General features: G+C 71.8%; 26 protein-coding genes. 12 read left to right on the top strand and 14 right to left on the bottom strand.

The genetic code is table 11. The annotated features are described in order from the left end of the window. The first annotated feature begins 4 nt into the window (after positions 1-4). The 8 genes from WDZ95_RS06045 (at position 5) to WDZ95_RS06010 (ending at position 8,294) form a co-directional block, all read left to right on the top strand. Positions 5-1,426: an efflux transporter outer membrane subunit gene (locus WDZ95_RS06045; protein ID WP_425776951.1), complete on the top strand. Its 1,422-nt coding sequence runs from the start codon at positions 5-7 to the stop codon at positions 1,424-1,426. After that, positions 1,423-2,118 (top strand): enoyl-CoA hydratase/isomerase family protein, encoded by a 696-nt coding sequence (locus WDZ95_RS06040; protein WP_425776949.1) that lies wholly within the window; start codon positions 1,423-1,425, stop codon positions 2,116-2,118. Before WDZ95_RS06045 ends, WDZ95_RS06040 begins: the two co-directional genes overlap by 4 nt. A gap of 32 nt (positions 2,119-2,150) precedes the next feature. Beyond that, the gene (locus tag WDZ95_RS06035; protein WP_166230011.1) at positions 2,151-2,819 is read left to right on the top strand and encodes a response regulator; all 669 of its coding nucleotides are present in this window, start codon (positions 2,151-2,153) and stop codon (positions 2,817-2,819) included. Then, the gene (locus tag WDZ95_RS06030) at positions 2,816-4,258 is read left to right on the top strand and encodes a sensor histidine kinase (protein WP_425776947.1); all 1,443 of its coding nucleotides are present in this window, start codon (positions 2,816-2,818) and stop codon (positions 4,256-4,258) included. Before WDZ95_RS06035 ends, WDZ95_RS06030 begins: the two co-directional genes overlap by 4 nt. A 76-nt stretch (positions 4,259-4,334) precedes the next feature. Beyond that, entirely contained in the window at positions 4,335-5,366 is a 1,032-nt protein-coding gene (locus WDZ95_RS06025; RefSeq protein ID WP_425776945.1) for a Bug family tripartite tricarboxylate transporter substrate binding protein, read from the top strand. A gap of 90 nt (positions 5,367-5,456) precedes the next feature. Further along, on the top strand, positions 5,457-5,903 hold the full coding sequence (locus tag WDZ95_RS06020; RefSeq protein ID WP_287469107.1) for a tripartite tricarboxylate transporter TctB family protein: 447 nt from the start codon (positions 5,457-5,459) through the stop codon (positions 5,901-5,903). A 1-nt stretch (position 5,904) separates the two neighbouring features. Next, positions 5,905-7,407, top strand: a complete 1,503-nt coding sequence (locus WDZ95_RS06015) for a tripartite tricarboxylate transporter permease (protein ID WP_425776943.1) — start codon at positions 5,905-5,907, stop codon at positions 7,405-7,407. After that, positions 7,404-8,294, top strand: coding sequence for an isocitrate lyase/PEP mutase family protein (locus WDZ95_RS06010; protein WP_425776941.1), 891 nt, complete (start codon positions 7,404-7,406; stop codon positions 8,292-8,294). The genes WDZ95_RS06015 and WDZ95_RS06010 overlap by 4 nt, the downstream gene beginning before the upstream one ends. Here WDZ95_RS06010 and WDZ95_RS06005 read toward each other — a convergent pair. Continuing rightward, entirely contained in the window at positions 8,261-8,962 is a 702-nt protein-coding gene (locus tag WDZ95_RS06005) for a glutathione S-transferase family protein (protein ID WP_425776939.1), read from the bottom strand. The two genes, WDZ95_RS06010 and WDZ95_RS06005, sit on opposite strands and share 34 nt — an antisense overlap. Before the next feature lie 22 nt (positions 8,963-8,984). On the opposite strand from WDZ95_RS06005, the gene WDZ95_RS06000 reads away from it, so the two are divergent. After that, complete coding sequence (locus tag WDZ95_RS06000; protein ID WP_425776937.1) at positions 8,985-9,440, top strand: DUF4148 domain-containing protein; 456 nt, start codon at positions 8,985-8,987, stop codon at positions 9,438-9,440. Positions 9,441-9,587: 147 nt separating this feature from the next. Here the strand turns inward: WDZ95_RS06000 and dmeF are convergent, their stop codons facing one another. The 5 genes from dmeF to WDZ95_RS05975 form a co-directional block, all read right to left on the bottom strand. Further along, positions 9,588-10,595, bottom strand: a complete 1,008-nt coding sequence (dmeF, locus tag WDZ95_RS05995; RefSeq protein ID WP_425776935.1) for a CDF family Co(II)/Ni(II) efflux transporter DmeF — start codon at positions 10,593-10,595, stop codon at positions 9,588-9,590. Then, the gene (locus tag WDZ95_RS05990; protein WP_166230031.1) at positions 10,592-10,864 is read right to left on the bottom strand and encodes a metal/formaldehyde-sensitive transcriptional repressor; all 273 of its coding nucleotides are present in this window, start codon (positions 10,862-10,864) and stop codon (positions 10,592-10,594) included. The genes dmeF and WDZ95_RS05990 overlap by 4 nt, the downstream gene beginning before the upstream one ends. Before the next feature lie 112 nt (positions 10,865-10,976). Then, positions 10,977-11,282, bottom strand: coding sequence for a DUF4148 domain-containing protein (locus WDZ95_RS05985; RefSeq protein WP_166230037.1), 306 nt, complete (start codon positions 11,280-11,282; stop codon positions 10,977-10,979). A 177-nt stretch (positions 11,283-11,459) separates the two neighbouring features. Then, the gene (locus WDZ95_RS05980) at positions 11,460-12,083 is read right to left on the bottom strand and encodes a hypothetical protein (protein ID WP_425776932.1); all 624 of its coding nucleotides are present in this window, start codon (positions 12,081-12,083) and stop codon (positions 11,460-11,462) included. Positions 12,084-12,189: 106 nt separating this feature from the next. Beyond that, positions 12,190-12,972 carry an SDR family oxidoreductase gene (locus WDZ95_RS05975; RefSeq protein ID WP_425776930.1) on the bottom strand — a complete coding sequence of 261 codons (783 nt, stop codon included), beginning with the start codon at positions 12,970-12,972 and terminating at the stop codon, positions 12,190-12,192. A 203-nt stretch (positions 12,973-13,175) separates the two neighbouring features. Between WDZ95_RS05975 and WDZ95_RS05970 the strand changes: the two genes are divergently transcribed. Then, entirely contained in the window at positions 13,176-14,114 is a 939-nt protein-coding gene (locus tag WDZ95_RS05970) for a LysR family transcriptional regulator (protein WP_425776928.1), read from the top strand. Positions 14,115-14,169: 55 nt separating this feature from the next. Here the strand turns inward: WDZ95_RS05970 and WDZ95_RS05965 are convergent, their stop codons facing one another. From WDZ95_RS05965 to WDZ95_RS05935, 7 genes are all read right to left on the bottom strand, one after another. After that, positions 14,170-14,697, bottom strand: coding sequence for a cysteine hydrolase family protein (locus WDZ95_RS05965; protein WP_425776926.1), 528 nt, complete (start codon positions 14,695-14,697; stop codon positions 14,170-14,172). Positions 14,698-14,715: 18 nt separating this feature from the next. Beyond that, positions 14,716-15,501: a zeta toxin family protein gene (locus tag WDZ95_RS05960; RefSeq protein WP_425776924.1), complete on the bottom strand. Its 786-nt coding sequence runs from the start codon at positions 15,499-15,501 to the stop codon at positions 14,716-14,718. Next, positions 15,476-15,742 (bottom strand): hypothetical protein, encoded by a 267-nt coding sequence (locus WDZ95_RS05955; protein WP_425776922.1) that lies wholly within the window; start codon positions 15,740-15,742, stop codon positions 15,476-15,478. The genes WDZ95_RS05960 and WDZ95_RS05955 overlap by 26 nt, the downstream gene beginning before the upstream one ends. Before the next feature lie 52 nt (positions 15,743-15,794). Beyond that, the gene (locus WDZ95_RS05950) at positions 15,795-17,231 is read right to left on the bottom strand and encodes an efflux transporter outer membrane subunit (protein ID WP_425776920.1); all 1,437 of its coding nucleotides are present in this window, start codon (positions 17,229-17,231) and stop codon (positions 15,795-15,797) included. Further along, entirely contained in the window at positions 17,231-20,458 is a 3,228-nt protein-coding gene (locus tag WDZ95_RS05945; protein ID WP_425776918.1) for an efflux RND transporter permease subunit, read from the bottom strand. Before WDZ95_RS05945 ends, WDZ95_RS05950 begins: the two co-directional genes overlap by 1 nt. A gap of 17 nt (positions 20,459-20,475) precedes the next feature. After that, positions 20,476-21,681 carry an efflux RND transporter periplasmic adaptor subunit gene (locus WDZ95_RS05940; RefSeq protein WP_425776916.1) on the bottom strand — a complete coding sequence of 402 codons (1,206 nt, stop codon included), beginning with the start codon at positions 21,679-21,681 and terminating at the stop codon, positions 20,476-20,478. A 119-nt stretch (positions 21,682-21,800) separates the two neighbouring features. Then, positions 21,801-22,634 carry an alpha/beta hydrolase gene (locus WDZ95_RS05935; protein WP_425776914.1) on the bottom strand — a complete coding sequence of 278 codons (834 nt, stop codon included), beginning with the start codon at positions 22,632-22,634 and terminating at the stop codon, positions 21,801-21,803. A gap of 112 nt (positions 22,635-22,746) precedes the next feature. Here WDZ95_RS05935 and WDZ95_RS05930 point away from each other — a divergent pair, with 112 nt between their 5' ends. Further along, positions 22,747-23,658: a LysR family transcriptional regulator gene (locus tag WDZ95_RS05930; RefSeq protein ID WP_287470243.1), complete on the top strand. Its 912-nt coding sequence runs from the start codon at positions 22,747-22,749 to the stop codon at positions 23,656-23,658. A gap of 131 nt (positions 23,659-23,789) precedes the next feature. Beyond that, on the top strand, positions 23,790-24,116 hold the full coding sequence (locus tag WDZ95_RS05925) for a hypothetical protein (RefSeq protein WP_166230050.1): 327 nt from the start codon (positions 23,790-23,792) through the stop codon (positions 24,114-24,116). A 9-nt stretch (positions 24,117-24,125) separates the two neighbouring features. Here WDZ95_RS05925 and WDZ95_RS05920 read toward each other — a convergent pair whose 3' ends face one another. Next, complete coding sequence (locus WDZ95_RS05920) at positions 24,126-24,557, bottom strand: PACE efflux transporter (protein ID WP_425776912.1); 432 nt, start codon at positions 24,555-24,557, stop codon at positions 24,126-24,128. Positions 24,558-24,582: the final 25 nt, after the last annotated feature.

The following is a 24,582-nucleotide window of genomic DNA, read 5'->3' as shown; positions in this document are numbered from 1 at the left end:
TCCCATGCCCCCGCTGCGACGCGCGCTGCTGCTGGCCCCGCTCCTGGCACTCGCGGCCTGCGCGAGCAATCCCGGCGCGCACCGCGCGCCCGATGCCGCGCTGCCTGTGGCCTTCCAGCATGCCGCGCCCGCGGCCGCCGAGGCCGCGAAGGCCGCTGAGGCCCCCATCGACCCCGCGTGGTGGCTGGCGTATGGCGACCCCGAGCTCGACCGCCTGCTGCGCCGCGTGGCCCAGGCCAACCCCGAGCTCGCGCAGGCCGAGGCGCGCTACCGCCAGGCGCTCGCGCAGGTGGACGCGGCAAGGGCCCTGGCCTGGCCGCAGCTCGGCGCGGGCGCAGCGGCCACGCGCAGCGGCAGCAGCGGCGGCGCGGCCTCGGGCCTCAACAGCGCGGGCGGCACGCGCAGCCTCTACAGCGCCGGGCTCGACCTCTCGTGGACGCCCGACCTCTGGGGCCGCGTGGCGCTGCAGCGCCAGGCCGCCAGCGCGAGCGCCGACGCGCAGGCCGCGCTGGTCGATGCCGCGCGGCTCGCGCTGCAGCTCGCGGCCGCGCAGGGCTATGTGCGCCTGCGCGCGCTCGACGCGCAGGCCGCGCTGTTCGCGCAGGCCGACCAGGCCTTCGCGCGCTCGCTGCAGATCACCCAGCTGCAGTACGAGGCCGGCCTGGTCGCGCGCGCCGACGTGATCCAGGCCGAGACGCAACTGCAGTCGCTGCGCACGCAGGTGTTCACGCTGCAGCGCCAGCGCGCGCTCGAAGCCAACGCGCTCGCGCTGCTCGCGGGCAGCACGCCGGCCGATTTCCCGGTGCCGGTGCGCGAGGCCGCCTTGCCCGCGGTGCCACCCGCGCCCGCCGCCGTGCCCGCCGGGCTGCTGCGCCGCCGGCCCGACCTCGCCGCGGCCGACCGCCTGCTGGCCGCGGCCCACGCGCGCGTGGGCCTCGCGCAGCGCGCCTGGCTGCCCGATCTCACGCTCTCGGCCAGCGGCAGCCTGCAGGCCGGCAGCCTCGCGCGGCTGGTCGACGCGCCCGCGCGCGTGTGGTCGCTGGGCCCGCAGCTCGCGGCCACGCTGTTCGACGGCGGCGCACGCCGCGCCAACGAGGCCTTCAGCACCGCGGCCTACGACGAACAGGCCGCGGCCTGGCGCGCGGGCGTGCTCGCGGCGGTGCGCGAAACCGAAGACGCGCTGGCGCAGCTGGCCAGCCTCACCGCGCAGGACCGCCAGCAGCAGCGCCTGGTGGAACTCGCGAACCAGAACGAGCGCGTGGTGATCGACCGCTACGAAGCCGGCGAGATCGGCTTTCTCGAAGTGGCCACCGCGCAGAACACCGCGCTCGCGGCGCGCCGCGCGGCGCTCGACGTGCAGGCCCAGCGGCTGGCGGCGAGCATGGCGCTCGTCGGCGCGCTGGGCGGGGGATGGACACGACCATGAACGACGACCGGCTGCTGATCGACACCCAGGGCGGCGTGATGACCCTCACCCTCCACCGCCCCGACAAGCTCAACGCCATCGACAACGGGCTCGCGCGCGCGCTGCTCGCGGCCATCGCCGTGGCCGAGGCCGATCCCGCGGTGCGGGTGCTGCTGCTGCGCGGCGCGGGCCGCGCGTTCTGCGCCGGGCGCGACGTGAGCGCACCGCCCACCGAGGACGACCTGGTGCTGGTGCAGGCCGTGTCGCAGGCGCTCGTGGCGCTGCCCAAGCCCGTGGTGGCCGCGGTGCACGGCTGGACCGTGGGCGCCGGGCTCGAGTGGATGCTCAACGCCGACATCGTGGTGGCGGCCGAGGGCACGCGTTTCAAGCTGCCCGAGGCCTCGCTGGGCGTGTTCGTCACCGGCGGCCTCAGCGCCACGCTGCCGGCCTACGCGGGCCTGGCGCGCGCCAAGGGCCTGATGCTGCTCGGCGAGCCCTTCAGCGCCGCGCAGGCGCAGGCCTGGGGCCTGGTGTGGCAGGTGGTGCCCGACGAGGCCCTGGCGGCCGAAGCGCAGCGCACCAGCGAGCGCCTGGCGCAGCTCGACCCGGCGGTCGCGGGCCGCTTCAAGCGGGTGCTCAACCAGATCGGTCTGGCATCCTTCGGGCAGGCCATCGAGGCCGAGAACGCGGCGCAGCGTGCGCTGCAGGGCTGAAGCGCCCCGTCCCCGCGCCCACCGATCCTCCCATGCGCATCCTGCTCGCCGAAGACGAAACCGACCTCGCGACCTGGCTCGTGAAGGCCCTGGCCCAGAACGACTTCCAGGTCGACTGGGTCAACGACGGCCGCCTCGTGCGCCGCAGCCTCAAGGCCACGCGCTACGACGCGCTGATCCTCGACCTCGGTCTGCCCGGGCTCGACGGGCACGACGTGCTCGCCGACCTGCGCGAGGCCGATCACCGGCTGCCGGTGCTGATCCTCACCGCGCGCGACACGCTCAACGAGCGCGTGGACTGCCTGCACGCGGGCGCCGACGACTTCCTCGCCAAGCCCTTCGACGTGGCCGAGCTCGAGGCCCGGCTCACCGCGCTGATCCGCCGCTCGCGCGGGCAGGAGCACCCGCGCTTCGCCTGCGGGCCGCTGGTGTACGACAGCGCGTCCAAGCAATTCCGGCTGCAGCACGAGCCGCTCAACCTCACGCCGCGCGAGCACGCGGTGCTGCGCGCGCTCATCCAGCACCCCGGCGAGCCGCTGTCCAAGCGCGAGCTGCTCGAACGCGTGTTCTCAGACGAGCAGGACGTGCACCCCGAGGCGATCGAGGTGCTGATCCACCGCATCCGCAAGCGGCTCGAAGGCACGCCGGTGCGCGTGACCACGCTGCGCGGCCTGGGCTACCTGCTCGAGGCCGTGGCATGAAACGCCCGCGCTGGCCGCTGGTGAGCATCCGCCGCCTGCTGCTGATGCTGCTGGTGCCGGGCATGCTGGTGGTGGCCAGCGCCGAGCTGTGGCTGTCGTGGCGCACCGCCAGCGACGCCGCCGACGCCGCCTACGACCGCTCGCTGCTGGGCGCGGTGAAGTCGATCGATTCGAGCATCTCCACCGCCAGCGGCGGCCTGGGTGTGGAGCTGCCCTACCGCATGCTCGAATTCTTCGAGCTCACCGCCCAGGGCCAGGTGTTCTACCGCGTGGCCACCGAAGACGGCCTGGTGGAGATCGGCAGCCCCGACCTGCCGCTGCCGCCGCAGCCGCTGGAGACCGACAAGCCGCAGTTCCACGAAGGCGAGTACTTCGGCCAGGCCGTGCGCGTGGGCAGCTACGCGCGCGAGCTGCGCACGCCCGTGGCCGGCGCGCAGGCGCCGCAGCGCGTGATCGTGCAGGTGGCCGAGACGCTGGAGGCGCGGCACGACTTCCGGCGCGCGCTGCTGCTGCGCACGCTCGCGCGCGACCTGCTGCTCATGCTGCTCGCCAGCGGCCTGCTGGTGGCCAGCATCGCCTGGGCCATGAGCCCGCTCAACCGTTTCCGGCAGGAGGTCGAGGCGCGCGCACCGGGCGATCTCACGCCCATGGACCCCGAGGGCGTGCCCGCCGAGGTGCTGCCGCTGGTGCACGCGGTGAACCACCACATCGGCCGCAGCCGCGAGCAGGCCGAGGCGCGCCGGCGTTTCGTGGACGACGCCTCGCACCAGTTGCGCACGCCGCTGGCCACGCTGTCCACGCAGGTGGCCTACGCGCAGCGCGAGCCCGACCCGGTGCGCCAGCGCGAGGCGCTGGGCACCATCCGCCAGCAGCTCGACCGCACCATCCAGCAGACCAACCAGCTGCTCGCCCTGGCGCGCGCCGACGAAGCGCCGCTCGCTTTGCAGCCGGTGGACGCGCTGCGCCTGGCCGAGGCCACCACGCGCGAGGCCTGGAGCGCCGCGCGCGAGCAGGGCGTGGACCTGGGGCTGGATGCGCCCGAGCGCGCCATGCCCGTGCTGGCCGATGCCGACCTGCTGCGCGAGGCCCTGGGCAACCTGCTGCAGAACGCCATCCGCCACACCGGCGCGGGCACGCGCGTGACGGTGCACCTGCGCGAGCAGCCGCGCGCGGGCGCGCCGGCCCGGGTGCACATCGCCGTGGTCGACGACGGGCCCGGCCTGCCGCCCGAGGAGCTCGCGCGCCTGGGCGAGCGCTTCTTCCGCGGCCAGCGCGCGCACGCGGTGCCGGGCTCGGGCCTGGGGCTGGCCTTCGTGCGCACCGTGGCGCAGCGCCACGGCGGCGAACTGCGCCTGGCCCCGGGCGAGGGCGGGCGCGGCCTGTGCGCGACCCTGGTGCTGCCGGCCCTGCCCGCCGCGGCCCCCACGGCTCCGGGTTAACCCTGGGAAAACCCCGCGCGCCTTGAAAGCGGTCTGAAAGTGCCGGCTTCCTAGAGTGCGGCCCCAGCATCTGCCGATGCCCCCGGCGCGCTGCGCCCCCGCCACAACCAGGAGACGAACCGTGCGAACCCTCAACACCCTCGTGGCCGTGCTGCTCGCGGCCGGCGCCGCCAGCGCGCTCGCCGACCCGCTCGCCAAGACCGAGTGCATCGCCCCGGCCAAGCCCGGCGGCGGCTTCGACCTCACCTGCAAGCTCGCGCAGACCGCGCTGCAGGACGCCAAGCTCATCGGCGACCCCATGCGCGTGACCTACATGCCCGGCGGCATCGGCGCGGTGGCCTACAACACCATCGTGGCCCAGCGGCCCGACGCGGCCGGCACCATCGTGGCCTTCTCGGGCGGCTCGCTGCTCAACCTCGCGCAAGGCAAGTTCGGCCGCTACACCGAGAACGACGTGCGCTGGGTGGCCGCCATCGGCACCGACTACGGCGCCGTCGTGGTGGCCGAGAACTCGCCCTTCAAATCGCTCAAGGACGTGATGGCCGCGATCAAGGCCGACCCGACCAAGGTGGTGCTGGGCGCGGGCGGCACCGTGGGCAGCCAGGACTGGATGAAGGCCGCGCTCACCGCGCGCGCCGGCGGCGTGAACCCCAAGACCATGCGCTACGTGGCCTTCGAGGGCGGCGGCGAGGCGCTCACCGCGCTGCAGGGCGGCCACATCCACGTGTTCACCGGCGACGCCGCCGAGGCGCTGCAGCAGCGCAAGGCCGGCGCGAAGATCCGCATCCTCGCGGTGATGCACAGCAAGCGCCTCACCGGCGAGCTGGCCAGCGTGCCCACCGCCACCGAAGAAGGCTTTGCGGTCGAATGGCCCATCGTGCGCGGCTTCTACGTGGGCCCCAAGGTGAGCGACGCCGACTACCAGGCCTGGGCCGAGGCCTTCACCAAGGTGATGGCCACGCCCGCCTACGACAAGCTGCGCGACGATCGCGGCCTGTTCCCGCTGGCCCTCACGGGTGCGCCGCTCGATGCCTACGTGAAGAAGCAGGTGGCCGAGTACCGCAAGCTGGCCGAAGAATTCGGCCTGTCCACCAAACCGGCGAACTGACCATGAGCCCCCACGCGCATCACTTCGTGTATTTGCTGCCCCCCGAGGGGGCGCAGGCCTCCCTTGGGGCGGCCCGGCGGGAGGCCTGACATGTCTGACCGTGTATTGGGCGCGGCCTGCGTGGGCACGGCCGCGGCGATGGCGTGGGCCGCGCGCGGCTACGAGGCGCCGTATTCCTACGAGCCGCTGGGCCCCAGCGCCTTCCCGCTGCTGCTGGCGGCGGGGCTGGCGCTGGGCGGGCTGTGGCTGGTGTTCAAGCCCGCCGCGGGCGCCGAGGCCTTTCGCGGCGTGCCCTGGAAGGCCACCGGCCTGTGCATGGGCGCGGTGCTGGCCTACGCGCTGCTGTTCGAAACCCTGGGCTTCGCGCTCGCCACCACGCTCATGGCCGTGCCCGTGGGCCTGGCCTTCGGCGGCCACTGGCTGCGCTCGCTCGCGGGCGGCGCCGCCCTGGGCCTGGGCTTTCATTTTCTGTTCGACAAACTGCTCGACGTGACCATGCCCGCGGGCGTGCTGTCCTTCGTGCTCGGGGGCTTCTGAGATGGACACGCTGCGTCACCTCATCGACGGCTTCGGCGTTGCCTTCAGCCCCATCAACCTGCTGATCGCCGCCATCGGCTCGTTCATCGGCACCGTGGTGGGCCTGCTGCCCGGCCTCGGGCCCATCAACGGCGTGGCCATCCTCATGCCGCTGGCCTTCGCCATGAAGCTGCCGCCCGAGGCCTCGCTGATCCTGCTCGCGGCGGTCTACATCGGCTGCGAGTACGGCGGGCGCATCTCGTCCATCCTGCTCAACGTGCCGGGCGACGCGGGCGCGATCATGACCGCGCTCGACGGCTACCCCATGGCGCGCAAGGGCCTGGCGGGCGTGGCGCTGTCGATCTCGGCCTGGAGCTCGTTCGTGGGCTCGCTGGTGGCCACGCTGGGCATCGTGCTGTTCGCGCCGCTGCTCGCGCAGTGGGCGCTGTCGTTCGGCCCGGCCGAGTACTTCGTGCTCATGTGCTTCGCCTTCACCTGCATCGCGGGCCTCATGGGCCAGGCGCCCGTGAAGGCCGCGCTCGCCGCGCTGATCGGCCTGTCCATGTCGTGCGTGGGGCTGGACGCGAACTCGGGCGTGTACCGCTTCACCGGCGGCGACGTGCACCTGTCCGACGGCATCCAGTTCGTGGTGGTGGTGATCGGCGTGTTCTCGATCAGCGAGGTGCTGCTGATGCTGCAGGAGCACCACAGCAACGCCGGCCTGGTGACGCAGACCGGCCGCATGATGTTCAACCTGCGCGAGATGGCCCACACCTGGTGGAGCACGCTGCGCGCGAGCGTGGTGGGCTTTGGCGTGGGCGTGCTGCCCGGCGCGGGCGCCACCGTGGCCAGCGCCATGACCTACGCCATGGAAAAGCGCCTGATCGACAAGGACAACACCTTCGGCACCGGCGACATCCGCGGCGTGGCCGTGCCCGAGGCCGCGAACAACTCGGCCGCCACCGGCTCGTTCGTGCCCATGCTCACGCTGGGCGTGCCGGGCTCGGGCACCACGGCCGTGATGATGGGCGCGCTCGCGCTCTACAACATCACGCCCGGCCCCGCGCTGTTCACCCAGCAGCCCGACCTGGTGTGGGGCCTGATCGCCTCGATGTTCCTCGCCAACGTCATCCTGCTGGTGCTCAACATCCCCATGGTCGGCATCTTCACGCGCATCCTCAACGTGCCCAACTGGGTGCTGGTGCCGGGCATCCTCGCGGTGTCCAGCGTGGGCGTGTACGCGGTGCACGCCACCACCTTCGACCTGCTGCTCATGGTGGCGCTGGGCCTGATGGCCTACCTGCTGCGCAAGCAGGGCGTGCCCATGGCCCCGCTGATCCTGGGCTTCGTGCTCGGCCCGTTGATGGAGCAGAACCTGCGCCGCGCGCTGTCCATCAGCAACGGCGACCCGCACATCCTCGTGGGCAGCCCGATCACCGTGGGCCTGTGGGTGTGCGCGGTGAGCGTGCTGGTGGTGCCGATGGCGCTGCGCCGGCTGGCGGCGCGCCGCGCTGCAGCGGCATGAGCGTGGCGCGCCGCCAGGCCCTGAAGGCGCTGGCCGCGCAGCGCCAGGGCGCGCTGGTGCCGGGCGCGTTCAACGCGCTGTCGGCGCGCATCGTGGCGGAGCAGGGCTTTCCCGCGCTCTACCTCACGGGCGCGGGCCTGAGCAACATGGCGCTGGGCCTGCCCGATCTGGGCTTCATCGGCCTCGCCGAGGTGGCCGAACACACCGCGCGCATCCGCGATGCGGTGGATCTGCCGCTGATCGTGGACGCCGACACCGGTTTCGGCAACGCGCTCAACGTGCGCCACACGGTGCGCGTGCTCGAACGCGCGGGCGCCGACGCGGTGCAGATCGAAGACCAGGTGGCGCCCAAGCGCTGCGGCCATTTCGAAGGCAAGGCCGTGGTGGACACCGACGAAGCGGTGTCGCGCATCCGTGCCGCGGTGGACGCGCGCCACGACAGCGGCCTGCTGATCGTGGCCCGCACCGACGCCGCCGCCACGCTGGGCTTCGAAGCCGCGGTGGAGCGCGCGCAGCGCTTCGCCGAGGCCGGCGCCGACGTGCTCTTTGTGGAGGCGCTCACCGGCCTCGACCAGATGCAGCGCCTGCCCGCGCTGCTGCCGCAGCCGCTGCTCATGAACCTGGTGGTGGGCGGCCGCACGCCGCCCGTGCCCGCGCCGCAGCTCGCGGCCTGGGGCTACAGCTTCGTGCTCTATGCGAACGCGGCGCTGCAGGGCGCCTGCCTGGGCATGCAGCGCGCGCTCGGCGCGCTGCGCGAGCACGGGGTGCTGCACGAAGACCCGTCGCTGCTGCTGCCGTTCGAAGCGCGCCAGCGGCTGGTGGACAAGCCCGCGTGGGACGCGCTGGAGGCGCGTTACGCGGCGGCTGCGCCGGCCGCCGGGTCGTAGAAGCGCCGCGCCAGGCCCGCGCGCCCCGGGTAGTGCGCGAACCAGGGCCTGGCCTGCTCGATCGTGCGCGCGACCGAGGGGCGGGCCACCAGGCGCTCGAAGTAGGCCGACAGCGAGGCCTGTTGCGGCGCAAAGGGCAGGTGGGTCACGGCGTAGAACAGCGCCGGCGCCGCGGCGCAATCGGCCATGCTGAAGGCATCGCCGCAGACCCAGGTGCGGCCCGCGAGCCGCTCGTCCAGCAGGGCGTAGGTCGAGGCCAGGCGCTCGCGCGCCTGTGCCACGCCCAGGGGATCGCGTTCGGCTTCGGGCCGCAGCAGATCGCCCGTGAGGGCCTGCATGGGTGTCATCACGTAGAGGTCGAACAGGCGGTCCCACAGGCGCACCTCGAGCGCGGCATCGGCGTCGGCCGGGATGAGCGCGCGGCCCGGGCGCGCGTGGTGGCGCTGCAGGTGCTCGATGATGATGCTGGTCTCGGGCACGGGCCGGCCCCGGTCCACCAGCAGCGGCATCTTGCCCGTGGGCCACAGCGCCCGGTGTGCGTCGCGTTGCGCGGCGTCGCCCAGATCGAGCAACCGCAGCGCGGCGTCGATGCCCAGCTCGTCGAGCGCGATCAGCACCTTGTGGCAGCACGAGGAGAGCGGGTGGTAATGCAGCGTGAGGGGGTTCATGGCGGCCTCGGATGGGGGTGGCTTGTTGCCGATCCTGAAACAGTGCGTTGTGGGCGCGGTGGTTTTTCAAACCGGGGCGGACTTTCACAATCCATCCCATGCCGAACACAAACAGCGGCATGTGAAAGAACCCAAGTCAAGCCACCCGCTCAACCTCTGTTTCAAGGACCTCATTATGAAAACCGCCCGTTTCGTTCTGCCCCTCGCTTTTGCCCTGACCGCCGGCGCCTCGTTCGCCCAAGGCCCGATCGAAGGCAATGAGGTGTTCCACTTCACCTCCACGCTGAGCCGCGCCGAAGTGCAGGCCCAGGCCGTGCAAGCCAACCGCGACGGCCTGATCGCCCGCGGCGAAGCCACGGAGCAGCCCGGCACCGCCATCGCCAGCGGCCTGAGCCGCGAGCAGGTGCGCGCCGAAGCCGCGCTCGCGCTCAAGCAGGGCCGCACGGCCCGCGGCGAGATCGTGCCGATGGGCGTTTGAGCTTCACGCTCCGCCAGAGCACAAGGGCCCTTCGGGGCCCTTTGTCGTTGCAGCGATTCATCGCTGGGTGATCCGGGTCGCGTTCATCCCCGCGCAGACAGTCGCGCCATCGTGATGTCCAGCAAAGCCTTCAATCGCGACGATCCTTCAAGCGGCTTTGTCCGGAACACCAGCGGCGCCCGGTGAAGCCGGCACCACCTCGACCGTGACGTGCGAGAGCTCGTGCACCGGCGCCAGCAGGGCCTTGTAGGCCGCGGGTGTTTGCGGGTTCGCCGAGCCGATGGAGACGATGGCCGCGAAGTGCCCCGGCCCCACCTGCCAGACGTGCAGGTCGTGCACGGTGTCGCCGGTGGCGGCGAGCGCCTCGCGGATCTCGTCGCGCAGGTCAGCGGCTTCGACGGGCGCGTCCAGCAGCACGCGGCCCGCGGCCCGGATGAGCCCCCACGCCCAGCGCGCGATGACCAGGGCGCCGACCACGCCCATCAGCGGGTCGGCCCACAGCCAACCCTGGCTGCGCCCCAGCAGCAGTGCCACGATGGCGAGCACCGAGGTGAGGGCGTCGGCCAGCACGTGGACGTAGGCCGCGCGCAGGTTGTTGTCGTGGGCCAGGGCGTGATCGCCGTGGTCGTGGTCGTGAGCATGGTCGTGGTGATGTGCGTGCCCGTGCCCGTGGGGGTGATGCCCGTGGTCGTTCTTGAGCAGCCACGCCGACAGCAGGTTCACGAGCAGGCCGACGACCGCCACCGCAAGGGCCTGCTCGAAACCGATGGGCACGGGGCGCACCAGCCGCACGAAGCTCTCATAGGCGATCAGCACGGCCACCAGCGCCAGCACCACCGCGCTCGCGAAGCCCGCGAGGTCGCCGAGCTTGCCGGTGCCGAAGGAGAAGCGCGGGTCGTCGGCGTGGCGCCGCGCGTAGCGGTAGGCCAGGGCGGTGATGAGCAGGGCCCCCGCGTGCGTGGCCATGTGCCAACCATCGGCCACCAGGGCCATGGAGCCGAACACGGTGCCGGCCACGATCTCGACCAGCATCATGCTGGCCGTCAGCGCGATCACCCACCACACGCGACGCTCGTTGCGCGCGTGGTCGGCGCCGAGGAAGTGGTGCGTGTGGGGCGCGGCAAAGGGCGCCGCCGGGGAAGGCAAGGCGTTCATTTGAGGTACGCCCGGATCACCTCGGCCATCTCCTGGCCACCCAGCCGGCGCGCCTTGGCGCTCTCGGCCTCGACCACGTGCTCCAGCAGGTGGTCTTCCATCAGCTCGGCGGTCAGGCCGTTCAACGCGCCCCGCGCCGAGGCCAGCTGGCGCAGCACCTCGCCGCAGGCCAGGTCCGCATCGAGCGCGCGCTCGATGCCTTCGAGCTGGCCTTTGATGCGCCGCACGCGCGCCAGCAGCTTGGTTTTCTTTCGCAGGGTGTGGGACATGCTTGCGCCTCAAGATAGCCAGGGGGACTATGTTACCGGGGCACCTCGCCAGCGGCCGCCAAAACAAAAAAGGCCCCTGAGGGCCTTCTTGTTCGGGCGCGAAGCGCGGCGTTCAGACGCCGGTCGGCACGATCTCGCCGCGGGCCGTGCGGCCCTGCTTGAGCGCGAGCGCGGCTTCGGCGCGCACCTGCTCGCGGCTCAGGCCGCTGGCGATGGCGGTGCCGGGCTGCTCCGTGGCTTCGCCGCGGGCGATCAGGCCGTCGCGGTTGGCTTGCACGGCCTGGGCCTGCACTTCGGCGCGGCTCAGCGTGGAGGTGAAGTGGAACACCTCATTGCCCTCGATCGGGCCTTGGGCGAACGAGGCGCCGGCCGACAGGGCGAGGACAACGGAGAGGGCGAGGCTTTGAGCGGTTTTCATGATGGGGTCTTTCGAAACAGAGGTTGAGCGGGTGGCTTGACTTGGGTTCTTTCACATGCCGCTGTTTGTGTTCGGCATGGGATGGATTGTGAAAGCCGGCCCCGTTTCGAAAAACCACCGCGCCCACAACGCACTGTTTCGCGATCGGCAACAAGCGCGGGTCGTCGCGCCCCGGATTCAGTCGCCCCGGTCGCCCGTTTCGCGTTCGCGCTGGCGCGTCCGCGCGCGCTCGCGCTGCTGCCGCCGCCCGTGGATCAGGCTCTGGCTGAACTGGCGCATGGTGTCGACCAGGATGTGGATCACCCACTGGCCCAGGCGCGCGGGCGCGCTCGTGGCGCCGCCCGTGGCCTTGGCCACCGCGCGCTGGCCCGGGCCGGGCACGTGGATGCCGTAGCCCAGGCTCTTGAGCGCCACCGTTTCGGCGGCGCTCGCGGGCTGGTCGGGGGCAAAGACCACGTCGAGCCGCTGCAGGCCGCGCGCGTGCAGCGCGCTCGCGAGGTCGATCAGGTGCGCGCGCTCGAGCCGCCAGAACACGCTTTCGCGCTCGTGGCGCTGCGTGTCGAACACGATGAGCACGCGGTCGCCCGCATCGATGTGGCGCAGGCACGCGGCCCAGCCCTGGCCTTCGACCACGGCCTGCATGAGGCCGCGCGGCAGGTGGCGGAACGGGCGCGTGCCCAGCACGGTGACGGGCGGTGGCGGCACCTGGCCGAGCAGCTCGCGCAGCACCGCGCCGCCGCTGCGGCCCACGGTGCCCATGACGACGGTGCGTTGCAGGTGAGGGGGCGGGGGTTTGGCCATGGCGCGATGGTCGCATGCCGCGCGCCACCGCCGCGAGGGCTGGTCGCCCGCGGCGAAGCCACGGAGCGGCCCGGCGCCGCCCTCGCGGGCGGCCCTGTGCAGCGACCTACACCGTGGGCACGGTGCCGCCATCGATCACGTGCTCCGAGCCCGACACCGACGCCGCGCGCGGCGAGACCAGGAAGGTGATCAGGTCGGCGACTTCCTGCGGCCGGGCGGGCCGGCCGACGGGGATGCCGCCCAGCCAGTCCATGACCATTTTTTTGCCGCCCTCGTAGTCGGTGCCGGCCTGGGCCGCCATGCGCTCGGCGAACGCCACCGAAGCCTCGGTCTCGATCCAGCCCGGTGAAACGCGCAGAACGCGAACGCCCTTGGGCGTGACCTCTTTGGACAAGGATTTGCTGTAGGTCGACAGGGCGCCTTTGGCCGCGGCGTAGGCGGTGGTCGACTCGGGCAGCGGCAGCACGCGCTGGATCGAGGTCACGTGCAGGATGACGCCCGCGCCCTGGGCCAGCATGGCGGGCAGCAGGGCGCGGTCCAGGCGAACGGCAGACAGCAGGTTCAGGTTGAGCTCGTCGAGCCACGCCGCGTCGTCCAGGGCCGCGAAACCGCCCGCCGGTGCGTTCGAGCCGCCGAGGGAATTGACCAGGATGTCCACGCCGCCCCAGCGCTCGGTGGCCGCGCGCGCCAGCCGGGCCACGCCGTCCGCGGTCGTCAGGTCGGTCTCGACATAGCTCACCCCGTCCAGCGGTTCCTCGGGCGCCGAGCGCGCCGAGGTCATCACGTGCGCGCCGGCATCGCGCAGGCTTTTGACGAGCGCGGCGCCCAGACCTTTGGTGCCGCCCGTGACCAGGGCCCGTTGCCCCTTCAGTTGCAGGTCGAAGCTCATGCCGAGACCTCCTGCGTGGTGATCAGGCCGCGTGCGGGCCGAAGGGGGCAAGGCAGGCCAGTCGGGCTGGCCGGGACGTTGGGGAAGGCAAGCGCATGCATGTCGAGGGCTCCGGGTGTTGAATGAAGGCCCGAGCATGCGCGCCTGGTTTCATTAAGTGAATGGCCTATAGTCTGCATTCGCCATGAAGCAAGGAATGCACAATGCGAGGGTCTGAATTCGCCGAGCTGAAGGCCTTCGCGGCCGTGGTCGAACGGGCGAGCTTCGCCCGCGCGGCCGAGCATCTGGGTGTGTCGCCATCTGCGCTCAGCCAGACCATCCGCCAGCTCGAAGGCCGCATCGGCGCGCGCCTTCTCAACCGTACCACCCGAAGCGTCGCGCCCACGGCGAGCGGCGAGCGGCTTTACGGCCGCATCGCCCCGCTGTTTCGGGAGATGGCCGTGGCCGTGGCCGAAGCCAGCGAGTCCGCCGGGCAGACCACGGGCACGCTGCGCATCAACACGCTGGGGCTGGCCGCGAGAACGCTGATCGCGCCCCGGCTGGCGCGCTTCCATCGGGCCTACCCCGACGTGGTGCTCGACATCGTGGTCGATGACGCGCTGGCCGATATCGTCACGGGCCGGTTCGATGCCGGCATTCGCGTCGGGGGGCGGCTCGAGAAGGACATGATCGCCATCCGCCTCACGCCCGACCTCGACATGGTGGCCGTTGCCTCGCCCGCGTACCTGGCGCGCCACGGCACACCCCGGTCACCTGCCGATCTGCACGGCCACGCCTGCATCAACTGGCGGCTCCAGATGGACGGCAGGCACTACCGATGGGAGTTCGAGAAAAGGGGCAAGCGGCTGGAAGTGGCGGTCGACGGCCCCGTTGTCACCAACCACGCCGACGTGGGCCTGGCGGCGGCGGTGAACGGCCTGGGCATCGCCTACCACTTCGAGCGCGATGGCGTGGCCGAGCTCCTGGCCCAGGGCCGCCTGGTGCAGGTCCTGGCGGACTGGTCGGTCTCGCGCCCGGGGCTGTTTCTTTATTACCCGAACCGGCAGCACCGACCGGCGCTGCTCGGTGCGTTCATCGACTGCTTGCTGGACAAGGACCTGGAGGGCGTTCCTCGCAAGACCCGGCCCGCCCGACCGGCTTGAGCGAAGGCCGTTGTCGCCGAGCCCGGCCCGCTCGATCTGTTTGGCTTTCTCGGCCTCAGCCGCCGAGCGCCTGCGCCACCGTGGCCATGTTCACGCGCGTGCCCAGGCCCCCCAGCGCCAGCTTGTGCACCACCTCGCTCAGCGTGGTGGTGGCGTCGCCGAGCACCGTGACCTTGCCGTAGGCCTCTGCGCTTTTCGAGAGCGCGGTGTAGGTCACGCAGTGCTGGGTCATCATGCCGCACAGCAGCAACTCGTCCACGCCGCGCGCCTTCAGTTCCTGGGCGAGCGTGGTCTGCGCGAACGAATCGGCCTGGTGCTTCACCACCACGGGCGCATCGGGCGCGGCGGCCAGCACCTGCGGGTGGATCTTCACGCCCTCGGAGTCGGCGTTGAAGAAGGGCGCAGCGCCGGGGGGCGCTTTCGACACGTGCTGCACCAGCACCACCGGCAGGCCCTGCGCGCGCGCCGCGGCCATGGCCTTGAGCGTGGCCACGAGCGCGGCCTCGGCGTTCCACAGCGGGAACAGGCCGTTGGGGAAATAGTCGTTCTGGACGTCGATGACGATGAGGGCGGGTGCGGGCATGGTGGGGATGAAAGATGGTCAGGCGTTGAACGAGCGCCAGTAGGCCGTCTCCACGAACCACCGCGGCAGGGTGGCCGTCTCGATCTGCATTTCGTGCCCGTCCTTCACCTGCACCAGCAGCTTGTGCTGGGCACCGGAGTTGTCGAACACATAGGCGCGGTGCGCAATGTCACAGGCTTCGCCCATCAGGTCAATTGAACGCCGATAACGCTCGCGGATTTTGCGTTCGGGCACCGGATGTCCGCCCAATTGCACGCGGCGCTGCACGCGGTCCACGTTGATGGCGGGGTCGTCGGTGGCGACGAAGTACAGGTAGACACGATAGCCCTGGTCGCGCGCCTCTCGCATGAAGTCCACCTTGTCGCGTGACGACATCACCGTCTCGAAGGTGAAGGTGCGGCCGCCGCGCAGCAACTCGCGGCGGATGGCGTCGGCCAGCACCGAGGCGAGGTAGGAATCGAACGGGCCGGGTATCTGCAAGGCACCCGAAGGGTGCACGGCCATCGCGTCAAGCGCGACATCCAGGCCCCGTTGGCGCGCAAAGGCCGACCGGCGAATGTGGGCCTGCATGTGCCGCAAGTGAACGGCAGGGTCTTCGGTGAGGCCCAGTGGCGAGAGGTGCAGGAGGCCGCCGGATTCGCGCAGGCTGCGCTCGATCTCGTCGGCATTGACGAACACGCCGATCCATTCGGGCCTGAGTTCACCCTTGATGGTGCTTTTGCCCGAGCCATTGGGGCCGGCCAGCACCCGCAGGCGCGGCTGCGCAGGCGCTTGGCGCTCAGGCCGGGGCGTCCTGGCGGCCACGTTTGAGCACGAGTCCGACCTTGACGCGTTTGCCAGGCGGCAGGGCCTTGATCACGGTGGACGTGCCGTCGGCCTTGCGTTCCACCAGCGTGCCTTTGCTGGTCTTGACGACCACGGCCCCGGTGCGGACCAGGGCCTGCTTGTATGCCGCGCGCCCCGACTTGGCCGCCAGCGCAGGGATCTGCTGCTCGGCCGAGCGCATGGCGGCTTCACTGAGGGGGATGGGGCGTTGTTGAGACATGTCGCACTGGCGGAAAACGGGTGCTCGCAAAGTCTACCAGCGGGGGGCGGTTCTAGCCGCCCGATGCCTCCCAGCCCCCACCCAGCGCGCGGATCAGCTGCACCGTGGCCTGTTGCTGCGTGGCCGCCACGCGTTGGGCCTGGCGGCGGTTGGCGAGTTCGTTGCGGCGTGCGTCGAGCAGTTCGAGCTGGCTCACCAGGCCGTTGCGGTAGCGCGTTTGCGCGATCGCGCTCGCGCGCTGCGCGGCGTTCACCGCGCGGCCCTGGGCCTGCGCCTGTTCGTCAAGCAGGCGCAGCGCGGCGAGCTGGTCTTCCACCTCGCGCAGCGCGTTGAGCACCTGGCCGCGGTATTGCGCGGCCGAGGCGTCGAACTGGGCCTGCGCGCCCTGCACACCGGCGTCGCGGCGGCCGCCGTCGAACAGGGGCACCGCGAGCAGCGCACCCAAGCCCCAGGCGCGCGCCGACCACTTGAACAGGTCGCCGAGCTCGGGTGAGGCAAAGCCCGCGGCCGCGGTGAGCGAGACGCTGGGGAACCACGCCGTCTGCGCCACGCCCACGCGCGCCTGCGCCGCGAGCAGCTGTGCCTGGGCGGCGGCCACGTCGGGCCGGCGGGCGAGCACGCTCGCGGGCACGCCCGCGGGGATCACGGGCAGGGCGCGCGCGGCGTTGTCCGCGGGCCGGGCCGGCAGCGTGAAGCCGCTCGCGGGCGCGCCCACCAGCACGGCGATCGCGTTCTCCAGCGCGCTGCGCTGGCGCTCCAGCGCAAAGGACTCGGCCTCGGTGGCCGCGAGCTCGGTCTGGATGCGGATCACGTCGAGCTCGGCCACGTCGCCGGCCTCGAAGCGGCGCTGCGTGAGGCGCAGTGTGTCGCCGTAGGCGCGCGCGGTGTCCTGCACCAGCGCGCGTTCGGTGTCGGCCGCGCGCAAGGCGAGGTAGGTCTGCGCGAGCTCGGCCTGCACCAGCAGCCGCGTGCTTTGCAGCAGGGCCTCGCGCTGCTGCGCGTCGAGTGCAGCGGCGTCCTGGGCGCGCGCGAGCCGGCCGAACAGGTCGAGCTCGTACGACAGGTTCGCGCCGGTCTGCAGCAGCGTGGCGGGCGCGGGGCCGCCGGTGGTGGTGGCACCGGCGTTGCGCGCGGCCTGCGCGCCCAGGCCGATCTGCGGCGCGCGATCGGCCTGCGCGCCGCGCAGCAGCGCGCGCGCCTGGGCCAGCCGCGCGCCGGCCTGTGCGACGTCGGTGTTGTGCGCGTCGGCGCGCGCCACCAGGTCGTCGAGCACCGGGTCGCCAAAGGCCTTCCACCATTCGCCGCGCGGCTGCGCTTCGGCGGCGGGCGCGACGGTCCAGCGCGCGGGGTCGCGCTGTTCCTTGAACTGGGGCGGCGTGTCGGTGGCCGCGGGCAGCGGGGGCAGGGCGGCGGCGCAACCGGCCAGCACGAGGGCGGCGGCCAGCGGCAGCAGCCGCGAGAGCAGGGGCTTGGTCACGGGGAACTCCATCAGTGTTTCAGGGGCGCGGCGGGCAGGGCGCGCAGGTCGGCGCCCGCGCCGCCGGTGCCGCTGGCAAAGGCTTCGTGCGTGCCGTGCTGGCGCAGCGGGCGGTTGCCCGCAAGGCGGCGCAGCAGCACGTAGAACACGGGCGTGAGGAACAGGCCGAAGGCGGTCACGCCGATCATGCCGGCGAACACGGCCACGCCCATGGCCGAGCGCATCTCGGCGCCCGCGCCGGTGGCCAGCACCAGCGGCAGCACACCCATCACGAAGGCCAGCGAGGTCATGAGGATGGGGCGCAGCCGCAGGCGGCTGGCCTCGATCGCGGCCTGCACCGGCGAGCGGCCCGCAAACTCGAGTTCGCGCGCGAACTCCACGATCAGGATCGCGTTCTTGGCCGACAGCCCCACCAGCACGATGAGCCCGATCTGGGTGAACACGTTGTTGTCGCCGCCGTCGAGCCACACGCCGGTCATGGCCGCGAGCAGGCCCATGGGCACGATGAGGATGATGGACAGCGGCAGCGTGAGGCTTTCGTACTGCGCCGCGAGCACCAGGAACACCAGCAGCACCGCGAGCGGGAACACCCACAGCGCCGAGTTGCCGGCCAGGATCTCCTGGTAGGTGAGCTCGGTCCATTCGTAGCCGATGCCCTGCGGCAGCGTGTCGGCGGCGATGCGCTCGATGGCCGCCTGGGCCTGGCCCGAGGAATAACCGGGCGCGGGACCGCCGTTGATGTCGGCCGAGAGGTAGCCGTTGTAGCGCATGGCGCGCTCGGGGCCGTAGGCCGAGTCCACCTTGAGCAGCGCCGACAGCGGGATCATCTCGCCGCTGGTCGAGCGCACCTTGAGCAGGCCGATGTCTTCGGCGCGTGCGCGGTGCGGCGCGTCGGCCTGGGCGCGCACGCTGTAGGTGCGACCGAAGCGGTTGAAGTCGTTCACGTAGAGGCTGCCGAGGTAGATCTGCAGGGTGTCGAAGATCTCGGTCACGGGCACGCCGAGCTGGCGCGCCTTGGTGCGGTCGATGTCTGCATAGAGCTGTGGCACGTTGACCTGCCAGCTCGTGAACATGCCCGCCAGCTCGGGCGTCTGGTAGGCCTTGGCCATGAAGGCCTTGACCGCCGCGTCCATGGCTTCGTAGCCCAGCGAGGCCTTGTCTTCGAGCTGCAGCTTGAAGCCGCCGGTGGTGCCCAGACCGGCCACGGGCGGCGGCGGGAACATCACCACGAAGGCGTCCTGGATCTCGCCATAGGCCTGGTTGAGCTGGCCCGCCACCGCCGCGCCGCTCTGGTCGGCGCGGCGGCGCTCGGCGAAGGGCTTGAGCGTGGCGAACACGATGCCGGCGTTGGAGCTGTTGGTGAAGCCGTTGATGGACAGGCCCGGGAAGGCGATGGCGTCTTCCACGTTGGGGTTGCGCCGCGTGATCTCGCCCATGCGGCGGATGACCTCGTCGGTGCGGTCGAGCGTGGCGCCGTCGGGCAGCTGCGCGAAGCCGATCAGGTACTGCTTGTCCTGCGCGGGCACGAAGCCGCCGGGCACGGCCTTGAACAGGCCCACGGTGAGCGCGGCGAGCACCAGGTACAGGCCCATCATCAGCGCCTTGCGCGAGATGGCGCGGCGCACGCCGCCGCTGTAGGCCTGGGCGCTGCGGTCGAAGAAGCGGTTGAAGGCGCGGAAGAAGCGGCCGAACACGCGGTCCATGCCGCGCGTGAGCGCGTCCTTTGGGGCGTCGTGGCCGCGCAGCAGCAGTGCCGACAGCGCGGGCGACAGCGTGAGCGAGTTGACCGCCGAGATCACGGTGGAGATCGCGATGGTCACCGCGAACTGCTTGTAGAACTGGCCCGTGAGACCGCTGATGAAGGCCAGCGGCACGAACACCGCCACCAGCACCAGCGCGATCGCGATGATCGGGCCCGAGACCTCGCGCATGGCGCGGTAGGTGGCCTCGCGCGGGCTCAGGCCGGCCTCGATGTTGCGCTCCACGTTCTCCACCACCACGATCGCGTCGTCGACCACGATGCCGATGGCCAGCACCAGTCCGAACAGCGACAGCGCGTTGATGGAAAAGCCCAGCAGGTGCAGCACCGCGAAGGTGCCCACCACCGACACCGGCACCGCGAGCAGCGGGATGATGGACGCGCGCCAGGTCTGCAGGAACACGATCACCACGATCACCACCAGCGCGATGGCTTCGAGCAGGGTGGTGATGACCGAGTCGATCGAGGCGCGCACGAACTGCGTGGGGTCGTAGGCGATGCGGTGCTCCACGCCCTCGGGCATGTTCTTCTGCAGCTCGGCCATGGTGGCGCGCACCTGGGCCGAGATCTCGAGCGCGTTCGAGCCGGGCGCCTGGAACACGCCCATGCCCACGGCGGGCTCGTTGTTGAGCAGCGAGCGCAGCGCGTAGTCGGCCGCGCCCATCTCGAGCCGCGCCACGTCGCGCAGCCGGGTCACGGCGCCGTCGCTGCCGGTCTTCACGATGATGTCGCCGAACTCTTCTTCGGTCTGCAGCCGGCCCTGCGCGTTCACCGAAAGCTGCACGTCCACGCCCGGCAGGCCGGGCGAAGCGCCCACCACACCGGCCGCGGCCTGCACGTTCTGGCCGCGGATGGCGGCCACCACGTCGCTGGCCGAGAGGCCGCGCTGCGCGACCTTCTGCGGATCGAGCCAGACGCGCATGGCGTAGTCGCCGCCGCCGAAGACCTGCACCTGGCCCACGCCGGCAATGCGCGCGAGCCGGTCCTTCACGTTGAGCACCGCGTAGTTGCGCAGGTAGTTGATGTCGTAGCGGTCGTTGGGCGAGACCAGGTGCACCACCATCGTGATGTCGGGCGAGCTCTTGACCGTGGTCACGCCCAGGCGGCGCACCTCTTCGGGCAGGCGCGGCTCGGCCTGCGACACGCGGTTCTGCACCAGCTGCTGGGCCTTGTCGGGGTCGGTGCCGAGCGCGAAGGTCACGGTCAGCGTCATCACGCCGTCGGTGGTGGCCTGGCTGCCCATGTAGAGCATGCCTTCGACGCCGTTGATGGCTTCTTCGAGCGGCGTGGCCACGGTCTCGGCGATCACCTTGGGGTTGGCGCCCGGGTACTGGGCGCGCACCACCACCGAGGGCGGCACCACCTCGGGGTACTCGGACACGGGCAGGCCGCGCAGCGCGACCAGGCCGGCGATCAGGATCAGCAGCGAGAGCACGCCCGCGAAGATCGGCCGGTCGATGAAAAATTTGGAGAGGTTCATGGCGGCACTCCGGCGGCTCAGGGCTTGGCCGCGGCGAGTTGCTGGGTTTGCCCGGCGCGCGCGTTCATGGGCACGGGCTGGGGTTGCACCACGTCGCCGGGGCGCACGCGCTGCAGGCCGTTGACGACGATGCGCTCGCCGGGCTCGAGCCCGCTGAGCACGGTGCGCAGGCCGTCCACGCTCGCGCCCAGGCGCACCTCGCGGTAGGCGGTCTTGTTGTCATCGCCCACCACGAGCACGTACTTCTTGTCCTGGTCGGTGCCCACGGCGCGTTCGCTCACGAGCAGCGCGCGGCTGCGCTGCGGCTCGCCCATGCGGATGCGCGCGAACTGGCCGGGAATGAGGCGGCCGTCGGTGTTGGGGAACACGGCGCGCACGCGCACCGTGCCGCTGCGCGGGTCGACCTGGTTGTCGATGAGCTGGAGCTGGCCGGTGTGAGGCGTGTCGGCGCCCTCGCCCGTGCCCATCCGCACGGGAATGCGCTCGAGCGTGGCGCGCGCGCCCAGGCCCTGGAGCGCGCGGGTCACGGTCTGTTCGTCGGCGTCGAAGCTCGCGTAGATGGGGCTCACCGAGACCAGGTGGGCCAGCACCGGCGCGCCCGGGCCGGCGGCCACCAGGTTGCCCACGGTCACTTCGAGCCGGCCGATGCGGCCGGCCACGGGCGCGCGCACCTGGGTGTAGCCCAGGTTCAGGCGTGCGCCCTGCACCTGCGCCTGTGCGGCGAGCAGGTTGGCCTCGGCCTCGCGCAGCGCGTTGTGGCGGTCGTCGAGCTCGCGCTGGGCGATGGCCTTGTCCTCCCACAGGCGTTGCGAGCGCGCGTATTCGCCGCTGGCGTGCGTGAGCCGGGCCTGCGCGGCCGTGGCCTGGGCCTGGGCGCGCGCGAGTTCGGCCTCGTAGGGCGCGGGGTCGATGGTGACCAGCAGATCGCCCTTGGCCACCAGCGCGCCTTCGCGGAAGTGCGTGGCCAGCACCGCGCCGGCCACGCGCGAGCGCACCTCGACGCGCTCCACGGCCTCGAGCCGGCCCGAGAAGGCCTGCCAGGCCGCGACCTCGGTGGCCTCCACCGTGGCCACCGACACCGGCAGGGGCGGCGGCGCCGCGGGCGCCTGCGCCTGGGCGCTCGGGGCTTTCTGCGTGAGCACGAACACGGCCACGGCGATGGCCGCGATCGCGGTGCCGGTGGGCCACCAGAGGCGGCGCGGGAACAGGGGAGAGCGGGACATGGTGAGGGCTTTCCTGAGAAAAAAGAAAACAGCGGCCCGCCCCGGCTTGTGGCCGGGGGAGCGATGGGGGAAACCAGGGGAATGCGGCGGAAGGGGCGGGCGGCGCGCGGCCGCCGCGATCACGAAGGCGGCGGCGCGGTGGCCTGCAGGAAGGCGCGCAGCTGCGCGCGCACGTCGTCGGCGAAGGGGCAGGCGTCGGCGGGCTGCTCGCTCAGCGATTCGGGCCAGCCCGTGGCCGGTTGCAGCAGGCCGCCGTGCACGGCGATGCCCGCGCCCCGCAGGCGCTCGGCGTAGGCCAGGGCCTCGTCGCGCAGGGGGTCGTCGCTGCTCGTGAGGATGAGCGTGGGCGGCAGGCCCGCGAGGCGCTGCGCGAGGCCTGGCACGGCGTAGGGGTGCTCGGCGTCCATGGGGCCGCGCAGGTACTGCTGCCAGCCGTCGGCCCACTTGCATTCGGTGCAGCTGCCCAGCTTCTCGCGCAGCGAGGCGGTGGCGTTGCAGGGGTCGAGCATGGGCGCCACCAGGATCTGGCCCGCCAGCGGCGGCGCGGCGCGGTCGCGCGCCATCAGCGCCACGGCGGCCGCAAGGTTGCCGCCGGCCTCTTCACCGGCCACGAACAGCGGCGCGTCCTTGCCCGCCAGGCGCGTGCGCTGCTTGTGCAGCCAGCCCAGCGCGGCGTGGCCCGCTTCCACCGCCACCGGAAAGCGGTGCGCGGGCGCGAGCGGGTAGTCGAGCGAGGCCACGATGGCGCCGGCCTCGGCCAGCAGCTCGGCCAGGCAGGCGCCGCTGTCCGTGTCGCCGCTGGTGAAGGTGCCGCCGTGGAAGTGCAGCACCAGCGGCAGCCGCGCGCCCCGCGGCTTGCGGCCCCACACGCGCAGCGCCATCGGCGCCTGGCCCGGCAGGCTCAGGGTCTCGGTGGTGGTCGGCGTTGTGGAATGGGCGGCAGTGGAAACCATGGCGGCGACTATAGGCAGGCCCCCGGCGCGAAAAAAGCCCTTGATGACCACAGGTCTGTTTCCAATGCACGAACAATCCGCCCCCTGAGCGGCACGACCGCAGGAGAGAGGCATGGATCAGATCCAATCGATGCGCGTGTTCGCGCGGGTGGTGGAAGCGGGCACCTTCACCAAGGCGGCCGAATCGCTCGACCTGCCCAAGGGCACGGTGACCAAGCTGGTGCAGCACCTGGAAGCGCGCCTGAAGGTGAAGCTGCTCAACCGCACCACGCGGCGCGTCACGGTCACGCCCGACGGCGCGGCCTATTACGAGCGCACCAGCCGCTTGCTCAACGACCTCGACGACATCGAGGCCAGCATGAGCAACGCGCAGGCCAGCCCGAGCGGGCGGCTGCGCGTGGACGTGGGCGCCTCGGTCGCGGGGCAGATCATCATTCCCGCGCTGCCCGACTTCTACCGCCGCTACCCCGACATCCGCCTGGACATGGGCGTGAGCGACCGGCCGGTGGACCTGATCACCGACAACGTGGACTGCGTGATCCGCGGCGGCGAGCTGCAGGAGCAGTCGCTGGTGGCGCGGCGCATCGGCAACGTGCCCCTGCTCACCGTGGCCTCGCCCGCCTACATCGCGGCCCACGGCGCGCCCACGCACCCGGGGCAGCTCGAGGACGAACACACGCTGATCAACTACTTCTCCACGCGCACCGGCCGGCTCTACCCGAACGAATTCGAGAAGGACGGCGAGCGGCTGGAGATCGCGGGCCGCTACCGGCTCGCGGTGAACGAGAGCAACGCCATGACGGCCGCGCTGCTCGCCGGCCTGGGCGTGGGCCAGACCGGCAGCTTCTCGGTCATCCCGCACATCGAGCGCGGCGAGCTGGTGCGCGTGCTCGAAGACTGGCAGGTGCCTGCGATCCCGGTGTGGGTGGTGTACCCGCCCAACCGCCACCTGAGCGCCAAGGTGCGGGCCTTCGTGGAGTGGGCGGCCGAGCAGTTCGCGAAGCACCCGCACATCGCGCGTTGACCGGGCGCCGATCGCATGCGTTGCGCGCATGCCGCATCCGCGCGCGCCGCGGCCCGGGTTTTCCCCCCGATGGGCGAGGCTCGGGGCATGTCCCGATGCGCGCGCGCGCCGGCGCTGCTCCAATCGACGGCATGTTCAAAACGCTCTGGTTCCGCATCGCGCTGCGCTTCGCTCTGGGCGAGCTGGGCATCGCGTCGAACACGGTGAACCCGCAGTTGCGGCGCGCCGTGATCGCGCTCGGACAGAGCGAGGGTTTCAACGCGCGCGAGGCCGCGCTGATCATCTACTTCCGCACCCCGGCCATGCGCCTGCTCGAGACGCAGCGCGCGCAGAACACCATCGCGGCCTGGCAGACCAGCCAGGCGGTGCGCCAGGGCTATTTCGGGCGCGCGGTGCGCCAGGATTTCGCGCTGCCTGACGGGTCGGGCGTGCGCGAGAGCCTGTTCCAGGACTCCTGAGCGCGCGGCTCAGGCCTGCGCCGGCGCGGCCGAGGCCGGCAGGCCGAACACGCGGTCGAACGCCAGGTTGAACACGAAGGTGTAGATGAGGAAGAACACGATCAGGCCAAGGTCGAGCACGAAGGCCTGCCAGAGCGTGATGCCCAGCCACCAGGCGAACAGCGGCACCAGCGTCACCACCAGGCCCGTTTCGAAGCCCACGGCGTGCACCACCCGGCGCAGCACGCTGCGGCCCTTGGTGGTCTGGCGCGCTTCCCAGCGCTCGAACAGGGTGTTGTAGACCAGGTTCCACACCACGGCGATCACCGAGGCCGCCGCCGCGGCCACGCTCGCGTGGCCCATGCCGCTGCCCGAAAGCAGCGCCAGGCCGGCGCTCGACGACACGATGGCGATGGCTTCGTAAAGGGTGAGGTAGACGACTTTGCGTCGGAGGCCTTGCATGGCGAACGCTCCGGGATGGCGGCAC

This window comes from Hydrogenophaga sp. T2, assembly GCF_049843535.1.
Lineage (GTDB): Bacteria > Pseudomonadota > Gammaproteobacteria > Burkholderiales > Burkholderiaceae_C > Hydrogenophaga > Hydrogenophaga crocea.
Note: the sequence above shows the minus strand (reverse complement) of the source record. Positions and strands in the feature narration are given on the sequence as shown.